The following is a 14,186-nucleotide window of genomic DNA, read 5'->3' on the forward strand; positions in this document are numbered from 1 at the left end:
TCTCGTCCTACTTGAGGAAGTCGGGGATGTCCAGGTCGTCGGCCTCTTCTTCGAAGGCCGGGTCAGCCACGGTGACGCCGTTCGCGGAGTCGGAACCACCCCAGACTGAGGCCGCAAGCTCGCCATCGCTGTAGCTGCCCGAGTCGGTGGCCGGCGCGCCGGCTGCTCCAGCGGATGCCGCTCCGGCTGCCGTACCGGCACCGGCCGCAATGCCGGCAGCAACGAGGTCGGCACGCCGCACCTCGACCGCCTTGGCGCCGGGCTCGCCGCCATCAAACCCGGCAGCGATAACAGTGACGCGTACCTCGTCGCCGAGGGTGTCATCGATGACGGCTCCGAAGATGATGTTCGCTTCGGGGTGCACTGCTTCCTGCACGAGGCGGGCCGCGTCGTTGATCTCGAAGATTCCAAGGTTGGAGCCACCCTGGATCGACAGCAGCACGCCATGCGCGCCGTCGATCGAGGCCTCAAGCAACGGCGAGGCCACGGCCAGTTCGGCAGCCTTGATGGCACGGTCGGCGCCGCGAGCGGAGCCGATACCCATGAGTGCGGATCCTGCACCCTGCATGACCGACTTGACGTCGGCGAAGTCGAGGTTGATCAGTCCGGGGGTGGTGATCAGGTCGGTGATGCCCTGCACGCCGGCGAGGAGCACCTGGTCGGCGGTCGCGAAGGCCTCGAGCATGCTGATGCCGCGGTCGCTGATCTCAAGCAGGCGATCGTTGGGCACGACGATGAGGGTGTCGACCTCGTTCTTGAGCGAGGCAACGCCGGTCTCGGCCTGAGCCTGACGACGCTTGCCCTCGAAGCCGAACGGCTTGGTGACGACGCCGATGGTGAGGGCACCGATCGACTTGGCGATGCGGGCAACGACGGGGGCGCCACCGGTTCCGGTGCCACCACCCTCGCCGGCGGTGACGAAGACCATGTCGGCCCCGGCGAGGGCTTCCTCGATCTCTTCGGCGTGATCCTCGGCGGCACGGCGACCCACCTCGGGGTCCGCGCCAGCACCGAGGCCGCGGGTGAGGTCACGACCGACGTCGAGCTTGACGTCGGCGTCGCTCATGAGCAGAGCCTGGGCATCCGTATTGATGGCGATGAACTCGACACCGCGGAGGCCCAGTTCGATCATGCGGTTGACGGCGTTGACGCCACCACCGCCGATGCCGACAACCTTGATGACGGCTAGATAATTTTGATTGTTTGACACGTCCGGCCTCCGGGTGGAACCCTAAACCTCTAGTCGAGGTTTAAAGTTATGCTGAGTATGCAATTCCTGATTACGAAAGTATGCGGGCGAGGCGCGCGAATGGGGAGGCACGCCCGCGTGTCGCGAAGTACACGCAAAATCCGTTGCCGCGACCCTCCGCACGGCTCCTTGCGAGCCGCTTGGCCGTCTATTTTGCGCCTCATGCGCCAACGATGCTCGCGACCGCGCCCGCGCCCAAAGCGGATGGCCGCTGCTGCGGTTACCGTAGCGGCCACCCAAGTCGGTCGCGGTAGGCTCACGGCGCATTAGCGCAGCACGGCGCTGTCGGGCGAGGAGACGTCGTACTCGTTGACCGTGCCGGCCGGGTGGCCGACCAGCAGAGCGGCGAGCACGACAGCCTTGTACTCCGACTTCTCCGCGCTGCCCCAGACCACCCGTTCGCCGCCGAGCAGGCTGAGCGTAACGTCATCCGTGGTAACGGCGGTGACGGAATCCAATTGCGTGCGGATACTTTCGGGCAACACGGCGAGCACGGCGGCAGCGGCGGTGAATCCGGCGCTGTCGACGCCATCCGGAGCTTCGATGAGCGGGTAGCCGACGGCGCGCTCCGGCGTTGTTTCCACAACGACGCCAGCGGAATCGACGAGGTCGAAGCCGGACGCACCAGCGAGCACGCCCACCGGAACCCGTTCGATGACCCGCACCACTACCGTGCCCGGCGGGCGACTCTCGGTGACATAACTTTGAATGAGCTTGAACTGGGAGAGTTCGGTCTTGACCTCGTCCGCGTCGAGAAGCGGTAACGGGGTGCCGAGCTGGTCGGCGAGGGCGGCCGCGACGTCGCCAGCGGGAATGCGGCTGGTGCCGACGACCTCGATCGTGCGCAGCGCCATGAGCGGCGAGTAGGCGGCGCCGATGATGAGACCAAAAGTGAGAGCGACGCTGCCGCCCCCGACGATCCAGGCGATACGACGGCGCCGGGTACGCCCGGTGAACCGACGTACCTCCGCGCGTTCGAAGCGTTTGCGGGCGCGCTGAGCTGCCCGCAAGACCGACCGTGCTGCGCGGACCCCCGCGGTTCCGCCGCTCGGCAGCCCGGCTGGCGCGGCCGTCGTCGACGTCCGCCGGGTCACGGGCATCGCCGGGGTTGCTGCGCCCGTCGTGGACCTGGGGGTCGTGAGTGCGGCCAGGTCTGCCGCGCTGACAGGCTCGCTCAGATCTGCTGAAACCGGTGAACCGGATGCCCCGGCCCCCGGGATGACTATCGGCTCCGTCGTCGTGTCGGAGCCATCGAACGACCTTGCGGACGGTGTCGACAAGTTCTGGGGCAACGGCTTCGAGGACGGCTTTACGAACGGTGTCGACGACACCGTCGAGGGGTCATGCGACCCGCTCTTCCCGCCGGTGCTTCCCCGGGGGAACGCCTTCGGGGTCGTTACCGAACCCGCGGCGGCGCCGGTCGGGCCGTCGGATTTCTGGTTCGGCTCCGCCTGCGGCCGGGCACGCGAGGGCTTCGCCGCTGGAGTCGCCTGAACCGACGACTTAGAGCGAGCCGGTTTCGCCGCTGGAGTGGGCTGAGCGGTCGACGGAGCGTCCGACTGAACCCGAGTCGGTTTCGCCGCTGGGGTCGGGGTCGCCTTGGCCGGGCGCTCGAAGCCGGCCGGCCGCCTCACCGCCACCTCATCCGCGTGCCTGTTCGAGTGCAGCGAGCAGCTGGGGAACGATGCGGTTCACGTCACCACAGCCAAGGGTGACCACGAAGTCGCCCTCGCGGGCGATGCTGGCGAGGTAATCAGCGGCATCCTGCCAGTCCGGCACGTAAGCGACGTGCGACGGTTCGCGGAACCGCTCGGACACGAGCGCTCCGGTCACGCCGGGCTCCGGGTCTTCGCGGGCGCCGTACACCGCGAGCACGATGGTCTGATCGGCAAAGTTCTCGAGCACGTCGGCGAATTCCTGGGCGAACAGGCGGGTGCGACTGTACAGGTGCGGTTGGTGCACCGCGATGATGCGGCCCTCCCCCACGACGGTGCGCGCGGCCGCGAGGGCTGCGGCGACCTCGGTCGGGTGGTGGGCGTAATCATCGTAGACGCTGACGCCGCCGACGGTGCCGTGCAGTTCGAACCGGCGTTGGGTACCGCCGAAGCCGGCGATCGCGTCGAGGCTCGCCGCAGGTTCGAAGCCGAGCCCGACCAGCACGGCGAAGGCGCCGGCCGCGTTGATGGCGTTGTGCTTGCCGGGAATGCGCAGGGTGGCGCTGTAATCCTGACCCTGCCAGGCGACGCTGAAGCTCACCGGACCGGTCGTGGTGATGGAGTGCACGCGGACGGTGGACTCGGGGTGCTCGCCGAACGTGATCACGCGCTCGGCGGCATCCGCTTCGGTCCGGCCGGCGGTGATCGTTGCGGTGACCCGCACGGCGCCGACATCGTCGGAGGAGATGACGACGAGCTCGCTGGCCTTGGTGCTGAACTGGACGAACGCGGCCTCGAACGCTTCGAGTGAGCCGTAGTGGTCGAGGTGGTCGGGGTCGACGTTTGTGATCAGGGCTACCGCCGTGTGGTACAGCAGGAAGGAGCCGTCGGATTCGTCGGCTTCGACCACGAACAGGTCGTCGGCTCCGCTGGCGGAACTCGTCCCGAGGGATTCGATCACGCCGCCGTTGACGAAGCTCGGGTCTTGGCCGAGGCCGAGCAGCCCGGTGACGATCATTCCGGTGGAGGTGGTCTTGCCGTGGGCGCCTGCGACGGAAACGAGGCGGTGCTCGCGAATGAGCCAGGCGAGGGCCTGCGCGCGGTGCAGCACCGGCAGGCCGCGCTCATTGGCGAGCACGTACTCCGGGTTGTCCTGCCAGAGCGCGCCGGTGACGACGAGGGTGTCGGCCGCGCCGACATTGGCCGCATCGTGACCGATGAACACGCTCGCACCGAGTTCCCGCAGCGCCTGCACGTTGGGCGNCGGAACCGGTGACCGTATAGCCCTGGTTCAGGAACAGGCGGGCGATTCCGCTCATTCCGGAGCCTCCGATGCCCACGAAGTGCACACGTCCGAGGTCCTCGGGAATGGTCAGGGTGAGGTCTGGTTTGATCACGGTGGTGCGCTCTTCTCGATCGAAGCAAATAAAACAGTTCGTGCGGGCACTAGGTTACGCGCGCCGACCGACACTCAGGTCGTGAGCGCCCCGTGCACCAGGTCGAGCATGCGGGCCGTGCCGTCCAGCACACCGACGGATGCCGCCCCCCGCCCCATCTTCGCCAGCTGCAGCCGGTCACCCAACAGGGTCACCAACTCGCTGCGAACCCAGGCCGGCACGAAGTCCGCGTCATCGATCAGCACACCGCCGCCGACGGCCAGCACCGGCGCGGCATTAAAGCGCTGCTCGCCGTTGCCGACCGGATACGGCACGTATACGGCCGGAATGCCGAGCGCGCAGAGTTCGCTGACCGTCGCCGCTCCCGCCCGGGTCACGGCGCAATCGGCTGCGGCGAGGGCCAGGTCCATGCGATCGCAGTAGGCGACCAGGTGGTAGTTCGGCACGCCGGGGTCGACGATCTCGGAATTGGACCCGGTGATGTGCAGCACCTGCCAGCCGGCGGCCACGAGCGCGGGCGCCGAGGCCAGAATGGTCGCGTTGAGATTGCGCGCGCCGAGCGATCCCCCGGTGACCAGCAGCACGGGACGATCCGCCTCAAGCGAGAAGAACGCGAGGGCCTCGGCGCGAACGGCCGACCGGTCGAGCTGTTCAATTTCGGGCCGGAGCGGCATTCCGACGAAGCGGGCGTGCCGAATCGGGGTGCCGGCGAAAGCGACACCGACGTACTCGGTCAGGCGGGCGCCGAGTTTGTTGGCCAGGCCCGGCTTGGCGTTGGCCTCGTGGATGACAATCGGCACTCCCGCACGCCGGGCCGCGAGGTAGGCCGGCGTGGAGACATACCCGCCGAAGCCCACGACCACGTCGACCTTGCGAGAGCGAATGACCGCGGCCACCCCACGCACGGCCGCGCTGAAGCGTGGCAGAAAGGCCAGGGCCGCCCGGTTCGGCCGGCGCGGAAACGGCACCCGGGGAACGACGATGAGTTCGTAGCCGCGGGCCGGAACCAGGCGCGCCTCGAGACCTTCGGCGGTGCCGAGAACCAACACCGTGGCATCCGCTTCGCTGGCGCGAATGCGGTCGGCGACGGCGAGCAGGGGGTTGACGTGGCCGGCGGTGCCTCCGCCCGCCAGAAGGTAGGTAGTCATGCTCGGTCAGCCTCAATAAGATTGGTGTCGTGAAAGGCGCTCTCGGCGTCGCTCGAACGGTCGCCGCGGGCGAAGGAGAGCACGATGCCGATCGCGACGAGGGTGGTGAGCAGGGCAGTACCACCGGCCGAGATGAGCGGCAGCGGTACACCCAACACGGGGAACACCCCGAGCACCACGCCGATATTGACGAAGGCCTGTCCGATGATCCAAACCATGGCGGCGGCGATGGAGACCTTCGCCTGCACGGTCGTGGCCGCGCGCATAATGCGCAAAAAGGCGAAGGCCAGCAGAATGAACATGCCGAGAACGACGATGCAGCCGATCAGGCCGAGTTCTTCGCCGATGATAGCGAAGATGTAGTCGTTGTCGGCGGCCGGCAACCAGGACCATTTGGCCTTGGAGTTTCCGAGGCCGACGCCGAAGATTCCTCCGTTGGCCAGGGCCCAGGTGCCGTGCAGCGGCTGCCAGCAACTCGAGGAGATCTCCCCGACCAGTTCCGTGCAGCCCTCGTTGAGAAAGCTCGTGATGCGAGTCAGCCGGTTGGGGCTCGCGATGGCCAGCACAACCGCTGCGCCGACGCCGACCAGCAACGGTACGGCGAGCAGGCGCAGTTTGACGCCGGCGAAGAACAGCGCACCGAACAAAATGCCGGCCATGATCATCGTGGTTCCGAGGTCACCGCCGAGCATGACGAGAAATGCTGCGCCGCCGCCGACACCGAAGACTGGAATGAACACGTGCTTCCAGTCCTGCAGCTGGTGCTGCTTCTTTGAGAGGATCACGCCGAGCCAGATGACCAGGGCAACCTTGATGCCCTCGGACGGCTGAAACTGAATGCCAAAGATGTTCAGCCAGTTGGTGTTGCCGCCGGTGCCGACGCCCAGGCCGGTGGCCACGACCAGAAACTGAAAGAAGCAGGTGATCAGCATCGCCGGCCAGGCCACGCGACGCCAAAAAGCGAGCGGCAGCCGGCTCACGACGAGCATGAGGGGAATGCCGATCAGAGCGAACATACCCTGGCGCAGGATCCCGCCGAAGAAGCCCATATCGGCCAGAAAGGAATCGACCGACGACGACGACAGCACCATGATGAGACCGAAAACCACCAGGAACAGGGTGGTGCCGAGCAGCAGAAAGTAGTTGCCGCCCTCGGCCTTGAACACCCGACCGAGATTGATTCGGACCTGTGCACCGCCCGCCACCGCCTGTTCGGGAATCCGCGCCGGGCGCCCGGGGCGCGCCCCCGGATTGGGGCGTTTTCCGGGTGTGGCGCCCGTGCTGCCCGGGTTCTGCCCGGCCGGACGAGAGGCGGGGTTGCGAGGCACCTGTACCATCCGCGTCACCTGCCCAAGAAGTCGTGTACTGCCTGATTGAAAAGCCGGCCGCGTTCGGCATAGCTCTCGAACTGATCCATCGATGCGGCGGCCGGTGCGAGCAGAACGGTGTCGCCAGCCTGCGCGATCGAGGCTGCCAGCCGCACCGCAGCCGTCATCACCTGTTCGCCGCCGTTGGATACAGTGTCGTTCGCGTCAATCTCAAACACGGTCAGGTCGGGGGCGTGTCGCGCGAATGCTTCGCGGACTGCCCCCCGGTCGACGCCGATGATGACGGCGCCGCGTAGTCGGCCGATGTGCTTCTGCACAAGCTCGGCGATGTCGACGCCCTTGAGCAGCCCGCCGACCACCCACACGACTGACTCATAGGCCGCCAGCGAGGCATCGGCGGCGTGCGGGTTGGTGGCTTTGGAATCGTCGATCCACTCCACATCGTCGGCGATCGCGACCGTTTCGATGCGGTGTGCGTCGAGGTGGAAGGTTTCGAGCGCGCGGTGGATGGTCGCCGGCTCGACCCCGAACGACCGGGCCAGGGAGCTCGCGGCGAGCACGTCCATGATCACGTGCGGGGCGCCGAGCCCGGCCGCGACGAGGTGCGGCACGGTGGTCAGTTCCAGGGCCCGTTCGAAGCGGTCCTCGAGAAAGGCCCGGTCGCAGACGATGCCGTCGACGATCCCCAATTCGCTCGGTCCGGGCACGCCGAGACCGAAACCGATCGCGCGGGCGCCGTCCTGCACGTCGGCGTCCTGCACCATCGCGAGGGTCGCGGCATCCGCTGTGTTGTAGACGCAGGCCACCGCCGTGTTCAGGTAGACCTTCGCCTTGTCGGCGCGGTAGGCCGCAGCGGAGCCGTGCCAGTCGAGGTGATCATCGGCGATGTTGAGGCAGAGGCTGGCCCAGGGACGTAGGGCGCCCGGGCCGTTTGCGGGCAGGTGGTGCAATTGGTAGCTCGACAGTTCGACGACGAGCACGTCCCAGCCCTGCGGGTCACGAATGGCGTCAAGTACGGGCACGCCAATATTGCCGCAGGGGGCGACCCGGCTGCCGTGCGCGGCAAGCATCGTGGCGGTCAGCTGCACCGTGGTGGTCTTGCCGTTGGTGCCGGTGACGAGCATCCACTCGGCCGGAGTGCCGACCTTGTCGCGAAGCCGCCAGGCCAACTCGATGTCGCCCCAGACCGGCACGTTGTGCTCCACCGCCCAGAGCAGCAGGGGATGATCTGGGTGAAATCCCGGCGAGACGATGATCAATTCCGGTAGCTGCGCCGCCAGCTCAGCCGGCACCTCACGCAGGTCAGCCTGCACGAACGGCACCCCGAGAACCCCGAGCAGGTCGAAGCGTTCGTCGGCGCCCGGCGAGGCGAGCACGAGCACGTCGGCGCCCAGTTCCGCGAGGGTATCGGCGGCGGCAAAGCCGGTCACGCCGAGACCGAGCACGGCGACGCGCAGGCCTCGCCAGTCGGCGTGCCAGCTGACCAGCCCGTTCAGGCGGTCGCCGGCAGCGGGGGTTTCAGAGTTCACTATTGCGACAGCCATTCGAGGTAGAACGAGCCGACACCGGCGGCGACGAGCAGGCCGCCGATGATCCAGAACCGCACGACAACCGTGACTTCGGCCCAGCCCTTGAGCTCAAAGTGATGATGGACCGGACTCATCAGGAAGATGCGTTTACCGTGGGTGATCTTGAAGTACGCGCGTTGCACGATGACCGAGCCGGCTTCCATCACGAACAGGCCACCGATGAGCACGAGGAGCAGTTCGGTGCGGCTGAGAATGGCGAGGGCGGCCAGCGCCCCGCCGAGGGCGAGCGAGCCGGTGTCGCCGAGAAAGATCTTGGCCGGTGAGGTGTTCCACCAGAGAAACCCGATCAGGCCGCCGACGATGGTTGCGGCGACGATGGCGAGGTCGAAGGAGTCGGGGCCGAGGTAGCACTTGTATTGGTCGGCGGCATCCGCTCCCCCGAAGCAGCTCTGGTTGGACTGCCAGAACCCGATCACAACGAAGGATCCAATGGCGAAAATGGATGCTCCGGTGGCGAGGCCATCGAGACCGTCGGTGACGTTCACTCCGTTCGAGGTCGCGGCCACGATCAGGCAGATCCAGAGCAGGAACACGGCGATGCCGATGAACGTGCCCAGTTTCATGAAGTCAAGCGGCAGGTCCCGAATGAAGGACACGCTCGTCGAGGCGGGGGTCTGACCGTTGCGGTCGACGAATTGCAGCGACAGCACGCCGAAGGCACCGGCGACGATGACCTGCCCGAGCACCTTGGACCAGCCGCCGAGGCCGAGACTGCGCTGGTTGCGGGTCTTCAGAAAGTCGTCGAGAAACCCGACCAGTCCGAGGCCGACCATCATGAACAGCACGAGCAGCGGCGAGGGGGTGAACGGTCGTTGCTCGATCAGCATGGCGGTGAAATAGCTGATCAACACACCCAGGATGATGATGATTCCGCCCATGGTGGCGGTGCCGCGCTTGGCGTGGTGGCTCTTCGGCCCATCGTCGCGAATGAACTGGCCCCAGCCGAACTTCTTGAACAGCCGAATGAACAGCGGCGTCAGAAACAGGGTGAAGGCGAGTGAAAACGCGCCGGACAGTAGCAGGACTCTCACGAGAACAAGTCTCCCAGTCGATCGCCGAGGAACCGCAGACCCGCGGAGTTGGATGACTTGACGAGCACGGTATCGCCCGGATTCACTGAGCTGCGCACCAGTTCGAAGGCCTCGTCCGGCGTGTCGACATAGGCAGACTCACCGTCCCAGGACCCCTCGTTGATGGTGCTGATGTGCATGCGGCGGGCACCCCGCCCGACCACGATCACCTGCGAGATATTGAGGCGCACGGCGAGCAGGCCGATACGATCGTGCTCCTCACCGGCCAGTTCGCCCAGTTCGGCCATTTCGCCGAGCACGGCGATGGTGCGCTTTCCGGGGGTGCCGATCTGGGCGAGAGTCTTGAGCGCGGCGCTCATCGAGTCGGGGCTTGCGTTGTAGGCGTCGTTGATGACGGTGACATCGTCCTTGCCGCCGAGAACCTCCATGCGCCAGCGTTCGGCCCGGGTCGTGGCCTCGAGCGCGGCGACGATGTCGGGCAGCGAGACCCCGAGTACTTCAGCGGCGGCGGCAGCGGCGAGGGCGTTCATAACGTGGTGTTCGCCGAGCACCCGGAACACGACCGGAGCGCTCTGCCCGCCGGCGAGGTGCAGGGTGAACGTTGTGCCGGTGCGGCCTCCATGCAGGTCGCTCGCGCGCACGTCGACCTGACCGTACTCGCCGAAGCGCACGATGCGGGCCGGGGTGAGCGCGGCCATCTGCGCGACGCGCGGATCGTCTGCATTCAGCACCGCGACATCCGTTTCCAGCAGGTCGGTGACCATCTCGGATTTGGCGCGAACGGTGGCATCAAGATCACCGAACTCGCCGGCGTGGGCGAGGCCGACGGTCAGCACGATCCCCACGTCGGGCCGGGCCAGGCGCACCAGGTGCGCGATCGCACCTTCGCTGCTGGCGCCCATCTCGATCACGAGAAAACGAGTCTCGGCCGTGACTTCGAGCATGGTCATCGGCGCGCCGACCTGGTTATTGAAGGATCCGCGCGGGGCGACGGTCGGGCCGACCCGTTCGAGCATGCTGCGCAGCAGGTTCTTGGTGGTGGTCTTGCCGTTCGAGCCGGTGACGGCGACCACCTTGAGCGTTCCGGCGGCGCGTACCCGGGCGACCACGGCCGCGGCGAGGGCGCCGAGCGCGGCCACGGCATCGGCGACGACGATCTGGGTGACCGGCAGGTCGAGCGTTCGCTCGACGATCAATAGGGCGGCACCGCGCTCGGCGGCGACCGGCGCGAACAGGTGGCCGTCGGTCACCGCACCGGGCTTGGCAACGAAGATGGAGCCTGGCTCGATCAGGCGGGAGTCAGTCTGGACCGAGCCGCTGATCTGGTCAGCGGCTTCGGCCGGACCGGCCAGGTGCAGCGCACCGTTGACGGCCTCGCTGATCTCGGTCAGGGCGAGGGCAATCATTTACAGCCACCCCGCCGAACGCAGCGCTTCGCGGGCATCCTCGCGGGCGGAGTAGGGCAGTTTCTTGCCCTGTACCTCGTGGTAGTCCTCATGGCCTGGGCCGGCATACAGAATGGTGTCTCCTTCGTGTGCCAGTGACAACGCCGTGCGGAATGCCGCACGAGGGTTGGCCACCTCGTAGAACTCGCCGTCGGGAACGGCCGCGCGCGCTGCGTCAAGCAAGACAGCACGGATGCTCGCGGCGTCTTCGTAGCGCGGGTGAAAGTCGGTCACGACCACGATATCGCTGCCCCGGGCAGCGATAGCGCCCATATCGGCGCGTTTCGTGGTGTCACGGTCACCGTCAGCGCCGAACAGCATGATCAGCTTGCCGGGGGTGAATTTGCGCAGGGCCTCGAGGGTATTGAGGAAGGCGTCCGGACTGTGCCCGTAGTCGATGTAGACGAGCGGGCCCCGGTCGCCGGAGATGCGCTCGGCCCGGCCGGGAATGTAAGCGACGATGCCGCCGTCTCGGTCGAGGGTGTGCTGAATCGCCTCGAGGTCGAAGCCGGATTCGACCAGCATGACGATGGCGAGGGCGGCGTTCGCAGCCATGTACCAGCCGAGCAGGGGAACCCGGGTGCGCAGGCGCCGGCCGTCCGGCCCGTCGAGCACGAAATCGGTGTGGCTGGCGGTTTCACCGACCACGGTCATGCGCCAGTCGGCGTCAATGTCCGTGTGGTTGGTGATCGTCGTGACCGGGATGCGGCATTCGTCGGCGATGCGCCGGCCCCAGTCGGTGTCGACGGTGACGACGCCGCGGTGCGAGCGGTCGGGCTGGAACAGCTCGAGCTTGGCCTGAAAATAGTCGTCCATCGCCGCGTAGTCGTCTAGGTGGTCGTGGCTGAGGTTGGTGAACGCGGCGACGTCGAAGACCAGCCCGTCGACCCGGTAGCGGCTGAGCGCCTGGGCCGACACCTCGATGCCGACCGCGCGCACCTCGGCCTCGTTCATGCGGGCGAGCAGGGCGTGCAGTTCGCTCGCCTCCGGGGTGGTCAGCGCACTGGTCACGGCGAGGTCACCGATGCGGCGCTCGGCGGTGGAGGTCAGCCCAGAGACGATGCCGAGCTGGTTTAGGATGCCGAAGAGCAGGTAGACCACGCTGGTTTTGCCGTTCGTGCCGGTCACCGCGAACAGGGTCGCCGGGTTGTCGGCGGTGCGGTAGATCCACCCGGAGACGGCGCCGAGCGCTGCGCGGGCATCCGGGGTGACGAGCACGGGGAGCCCGCTGCCCGCGGCCAGCAGCGCCCCGGCCGGGTCGGTCAGGATAGCCACGGCACCGGCCTCTGCCGCAGCGGCGGCGAAGGTGGCTCCGTGCAGGTGCGCTCCGGGTACACCGACGTAGAGGTCACCGGGCTGCACCGTGCGGGAGCTCAGGCTCACCCCGGTGACTTCGAGACCGTCGATGTCTCCACGTAGTTCTAGATCAAATTCGGCAACCAATCCCGACAACGACCGCGGAACGGGATGCTCGGGACGGAGAGCCGACGGCGCCAATTCAGACACGCAGGGCTCGCTTTCTTACCAGGTGGACGAGAGATCGGGCGCACTCGCGCCGGAGGGAACCGCCCGATACTTTTTCAAAACCTGGCTCATGATCTCCTGGAAGACCGGAGCCGGTGCGGCAGATGTGTTCAGTTTAACAGGATCGGCGATGCTGACCGAGACGACGTACTGTGGATCGTCGGCCGGGGCGAACCCGGAAACCGAAACGAGGTACCCGCTAGAGTACCCACCGTGCCCGTCGGGCATCTGGGCGGTGCCGGTCTTAGCGGCGACGCGATAGCCCGGAATGTTCCACTTACTGTTCACCCAGCTCTTCTGATAGACCATCTCGAGCACGTCGCTCGTGTCGTTCGCCGCGCTTTCGGAGAGCACCCGGGTGCCGGTGGCATCGGGCACATTGGTCAGCGTGCCGTCGGCCTGCCGGCAGCCCTCCACCAGTTGCACCGGCATGCGCACGCCGTCGTTGGCGATGGTCTGGTAGATGCTGGCGATCTGAAGCGCGCTCGTGGTCAGGCCCTGCCCGAACATGGTCGCGTAGCTGGTCTGGTTGTCCCATTCGTCGGCGGGGTGCAGAATGCCGCCGTCTTCGCGCGGGAATCCGGTCTCGGTGGCGGTGCCCACTCCGAAGGCCTTCATATAGTCGTAGCGCTGCTGATTGGTGAGCATCTCGCCGAACTTGGACATGCCGGTGTTGCTCGAGTCGATCAGCACCCCGGTGAGGGTCATGTTCTGGTCGGGGTGCGAGTGGCTGTCATTGATATTGGCGCCGTTGGAGGGCAGGTAGCGGTAGGGCGAGACGACGCCGGTATCGAGTGTGGCAACGCCAGCATCGAGAACGGATGCCGCGGTGAGCGCTTTGAAGGTCGACCCCGGTTCGAAAGACTGGGTGAAGGCCCGGGATCCGCGATCGTCGGGGTTTTCGGTACCGCCCACATTGTTCGGGTCGACCGAGGGGTAGTCGGCGACGGCGAGAAGTTTGCCGGTCTTGGCGTCCTGCACGACCGCGTTCGCCCAGGCGGCTCCGGTCTCTTGCGCCCGAGCGGCAAGGGTCTGCTGCACGAACCATTGCAGGTCAGAGTCGATGGTGGTGACGACGTCGCCGCCGTCAACGGCCTCGGTGCTCGTGACGCTGCTCCCCGGGATGCGCACGCCGTCGGCTCCCTTTTCATAGGTTTCCGAACCGTTGGTGGAGGCCAGGCATGCGTCCTGCCCGGATTCGAGGCCGGCCTGCGGCACTCCCTCCCCCGACAGAAAGCCGAGCAGATTGCCGGCGACGGCTCCGTTCGGGTAAACCCGGCTCGGGCTGTTCTCGGAGTACGTCCACGGAATGTGCAGCTCCTGCACGGCGCGCAGCACGTCGACGTCGACCTTCTGGGCGATGTAGGCGAAATTGGCCTTGGCGTTGGCCTCCAGGGCGGTGGAAATAGTCAGCAGAATGGCGTCACCGGTCTGCCCGGTGGCGGCACCGATTTCGGCGGCCGCCTCGGCCACCGAGACCTCGACCTTTTTTCCGTCGACCGTGCGTTTGAAGGGGGTGGCGTTGACCGGCGACATGGTGATGTTGTAGCGCATGACCGTTCCGGCAAGCACCACACCGTTCCCGTCGACGATCTCGCCGCGCGAGCCATAGATCACCTGGCCGACTGAACGGTTTCCCACGGAGTCCTTGGTGAGCGAATCGGCCTGCACCACCTGAATATCGACGAGTCGCACCACGAACACACCGATGACGGCGAACAGCACGACGATGGTGAAAAAGGTGCGTCGACGACTGGACCGGGTGTTGGTCGGGTTGGTTCGGGCACTGCTGTTGCGCACGCTCATCTGCCCATCATGGT

10 protein-coding genes and 1 pseudogene are annotated in these 14,186 nt (G+C 66.7%); 1 reads left to right on the forward strand and 10 read right to left on the reverse strand.

The window, feature by feature from the left end; all coding sequences use genetic code 11:
- Positions 1-7 precede the first annotated feature (7 nt).
- Both ftsZ and E3O45_RS09105 read right to left on the reverse strand, forming a co-directional pair.
- The gene (gene ftsZ / locus E3O45_RS09100; RefSeq protein WP_134443110.1) at positions 8-1,210 is read right to left on the reverse strand and encodes a cell division protein FtsZ; all 1,203 of its coding nucleotides are present in this window, start codon (positions 1,208-1,210) and stop codon (positions 8-10) included.
- Positions 1,211-1,515: 305 nt separating this feature from the next.
- Positions 1,516-2,343 (reverse strand): FtsQ-type POTRA domain-containing protein, encoded by an 828-nt coding sequence (locus tag E3O45_RS09105; RefSeq protein ID WP_166789445.1) that lies wholly within the window; start codon positions 2,341-2,343, stop codon positions 1,516-1,518.
- A 124-nt stretch (positions 2,344-2,467) separates the two neighbouring features.
- Between E3O45_RS09105 and E3O45_RS09110 the strand changes: the two genes are divergently transcribed.
- Complete coding sequence (locus E3O45_RS09110; protein ID WP_134443112.1) at positions 2,468-2,743, forward strand: hypothetical protein; 276 nt, start codon at positions 2,468-2,470, stop codon at positions 2,741-2,743.
- 147 nt (positions 2,744-2,890) lie between these two features.
- Here E3O45_RS09110 and murC read toward each other — a convergent pair.
- From murC to E3O45_RS09150, 8 genes and pseudogenes are all read right to left on the reverse strand, one after another.
- A pseudogene (gene murC, locus E3O45_RS09115) lies at positions 2,891-4,301 on the reverse strand (UDP-N-acetylmuramate--L-alanine ligase).
- 74 nt (positions 4,302-4,375) lie between these two features.
- The gene (locus E3O45_RS09120) at positions 4,376-5,449 is read right to left on the reverse strand and encodes a glycosyltransferase (RefSeq protein ID WP_134443113.1); all 1,074 of its coding nucleotides are present in this window, start codon (positions 5,447-5,449) and stop codon (positions 4,376-4,378) included.
- A complete protein-coding gene (ftsW, locus tag E3O45_RS09125) occupies positions 5,446-6,786 on the reverse strand; it encodes a putative lipid II flippase FtsW (RefSeq protein ID WP_134443114.1) in 1,341 nt (446 codons plus the stop codon). The genes E3O45_RS09120 and ftsW overlap by 4 nt, the downstream gene beginning before the upstream one ends.
- Positions 6,787-6,791: 5 nt before the next feature.
- The gene (gene murD, locus E3O45_RS09130) at positions 6,792-8,306 is read right to left on the reverse strand and encodes a UDP-N-acetylmuramoyl-L-alanine--D-glutamate ligase (RefSeq protein ID WP_241985299.1); all 1,515 of its coding nucleotides are present in this window, start codon (positions 8,304-8,306) and stop codon (positions 6,792-6,794) included.
- Positions 8,306-9,397 (reverse strand): phospho-N-acetylmuramoyl-pentapeptide-transferase, encoded by a 1,092-nt coding sequence (mraY, locus tag E3O45_RS09135; protein WP_092450543.1) that lies wholly within the window; start codon positions 9,395-9,397, stop codon positions 8,306-8,308. The genes murD and mraY overlap by 1 nt, the downstream gene beginning before the upstream one ends.
- Complete coding sequence (murF, locus tag E3O45_RS09140) at positions 9,394-10,803, reverse strand: UDP-N-acetylmuramoyl-tripeptide--D-alanyl-D-alanine ligase (protein WP_134443116.1); 1,410 nt, start codon at positions 10,801-10,803, stop codon at positions 9,394-9,396. The genes mraY and murF overlap by 4 nt, the downstream gene beginning before the upstream one ends.
- A complete protein-coding gene (locus E3O45_RS09145) occupies positions 10,804-12,348 on the reverse strand; it encodes a Mur ligase family protein (protein ID WP_134443117.1) in 1,545 nt (514 codons plus the stop codon).
- A 15-nt stretch (positions 12,349-12,363) separates the two neighbouring features.
- Positions 12,364-14,172, reverse strand: coding sequence for a penicillin-binding protein 2 (locus E3O45_RS09150; protein WP_134443118.1), 1,809 nt, complete (start codon positions 14,170-14,172; stop codon positions 12,364-12,366).
- Positions 14,173-14,186: the final 14 nt, after the last annotated feature.

The organism is Cryobacterium sp. TMS1-20-1 (assembly GCF_004402355.1).
Classification (GTDB): Bacteria; Actinomycetota; Actinomycetes; order Actinomycetales; family Microbacteriaceae; genus Cryobacterium; species Cryobacterium levicorallinum.

Bases quoted from the DNA above. Each gene is read 5' to 3' on its own strand.
- E3O45_RS09120 (WP_134443113.1), bottom strand. From the start codon at position 5,449: ATGACTACCTACCTTCTGGCGGGCGGAGGCACCGCCGGCCACGTCAAC.
- E3O45_RS09150 (WP_134443118.1), bottom strand. From the start codon at position 14,172: ATGAGCGTGCGCAACAGCAGTGCCCGAACCAACCCGACCAACACCCGG.
- ftsW (WP_134443114.1), bottom strand. From the start codon at position 6,786: ATGGTACAGGTGCCTCGCAACCCCGCCTCTCGTCCGGCCGGGCAGAAC.
- murF (WP_134443116.1), bottom strand. From the start codon at position 10,803: ATGATTGCCCTCGCCCTGACCGAGATCAGCGAGGCCGTCAACGGTGCG.
- E3O45_RS09110 (WP_134443112.1), top strand. From the start codon at position 2,468: ATGACTATCGGCTCCGTCGTCGTGTCGGAGCCATCGAACGACCTTGCG.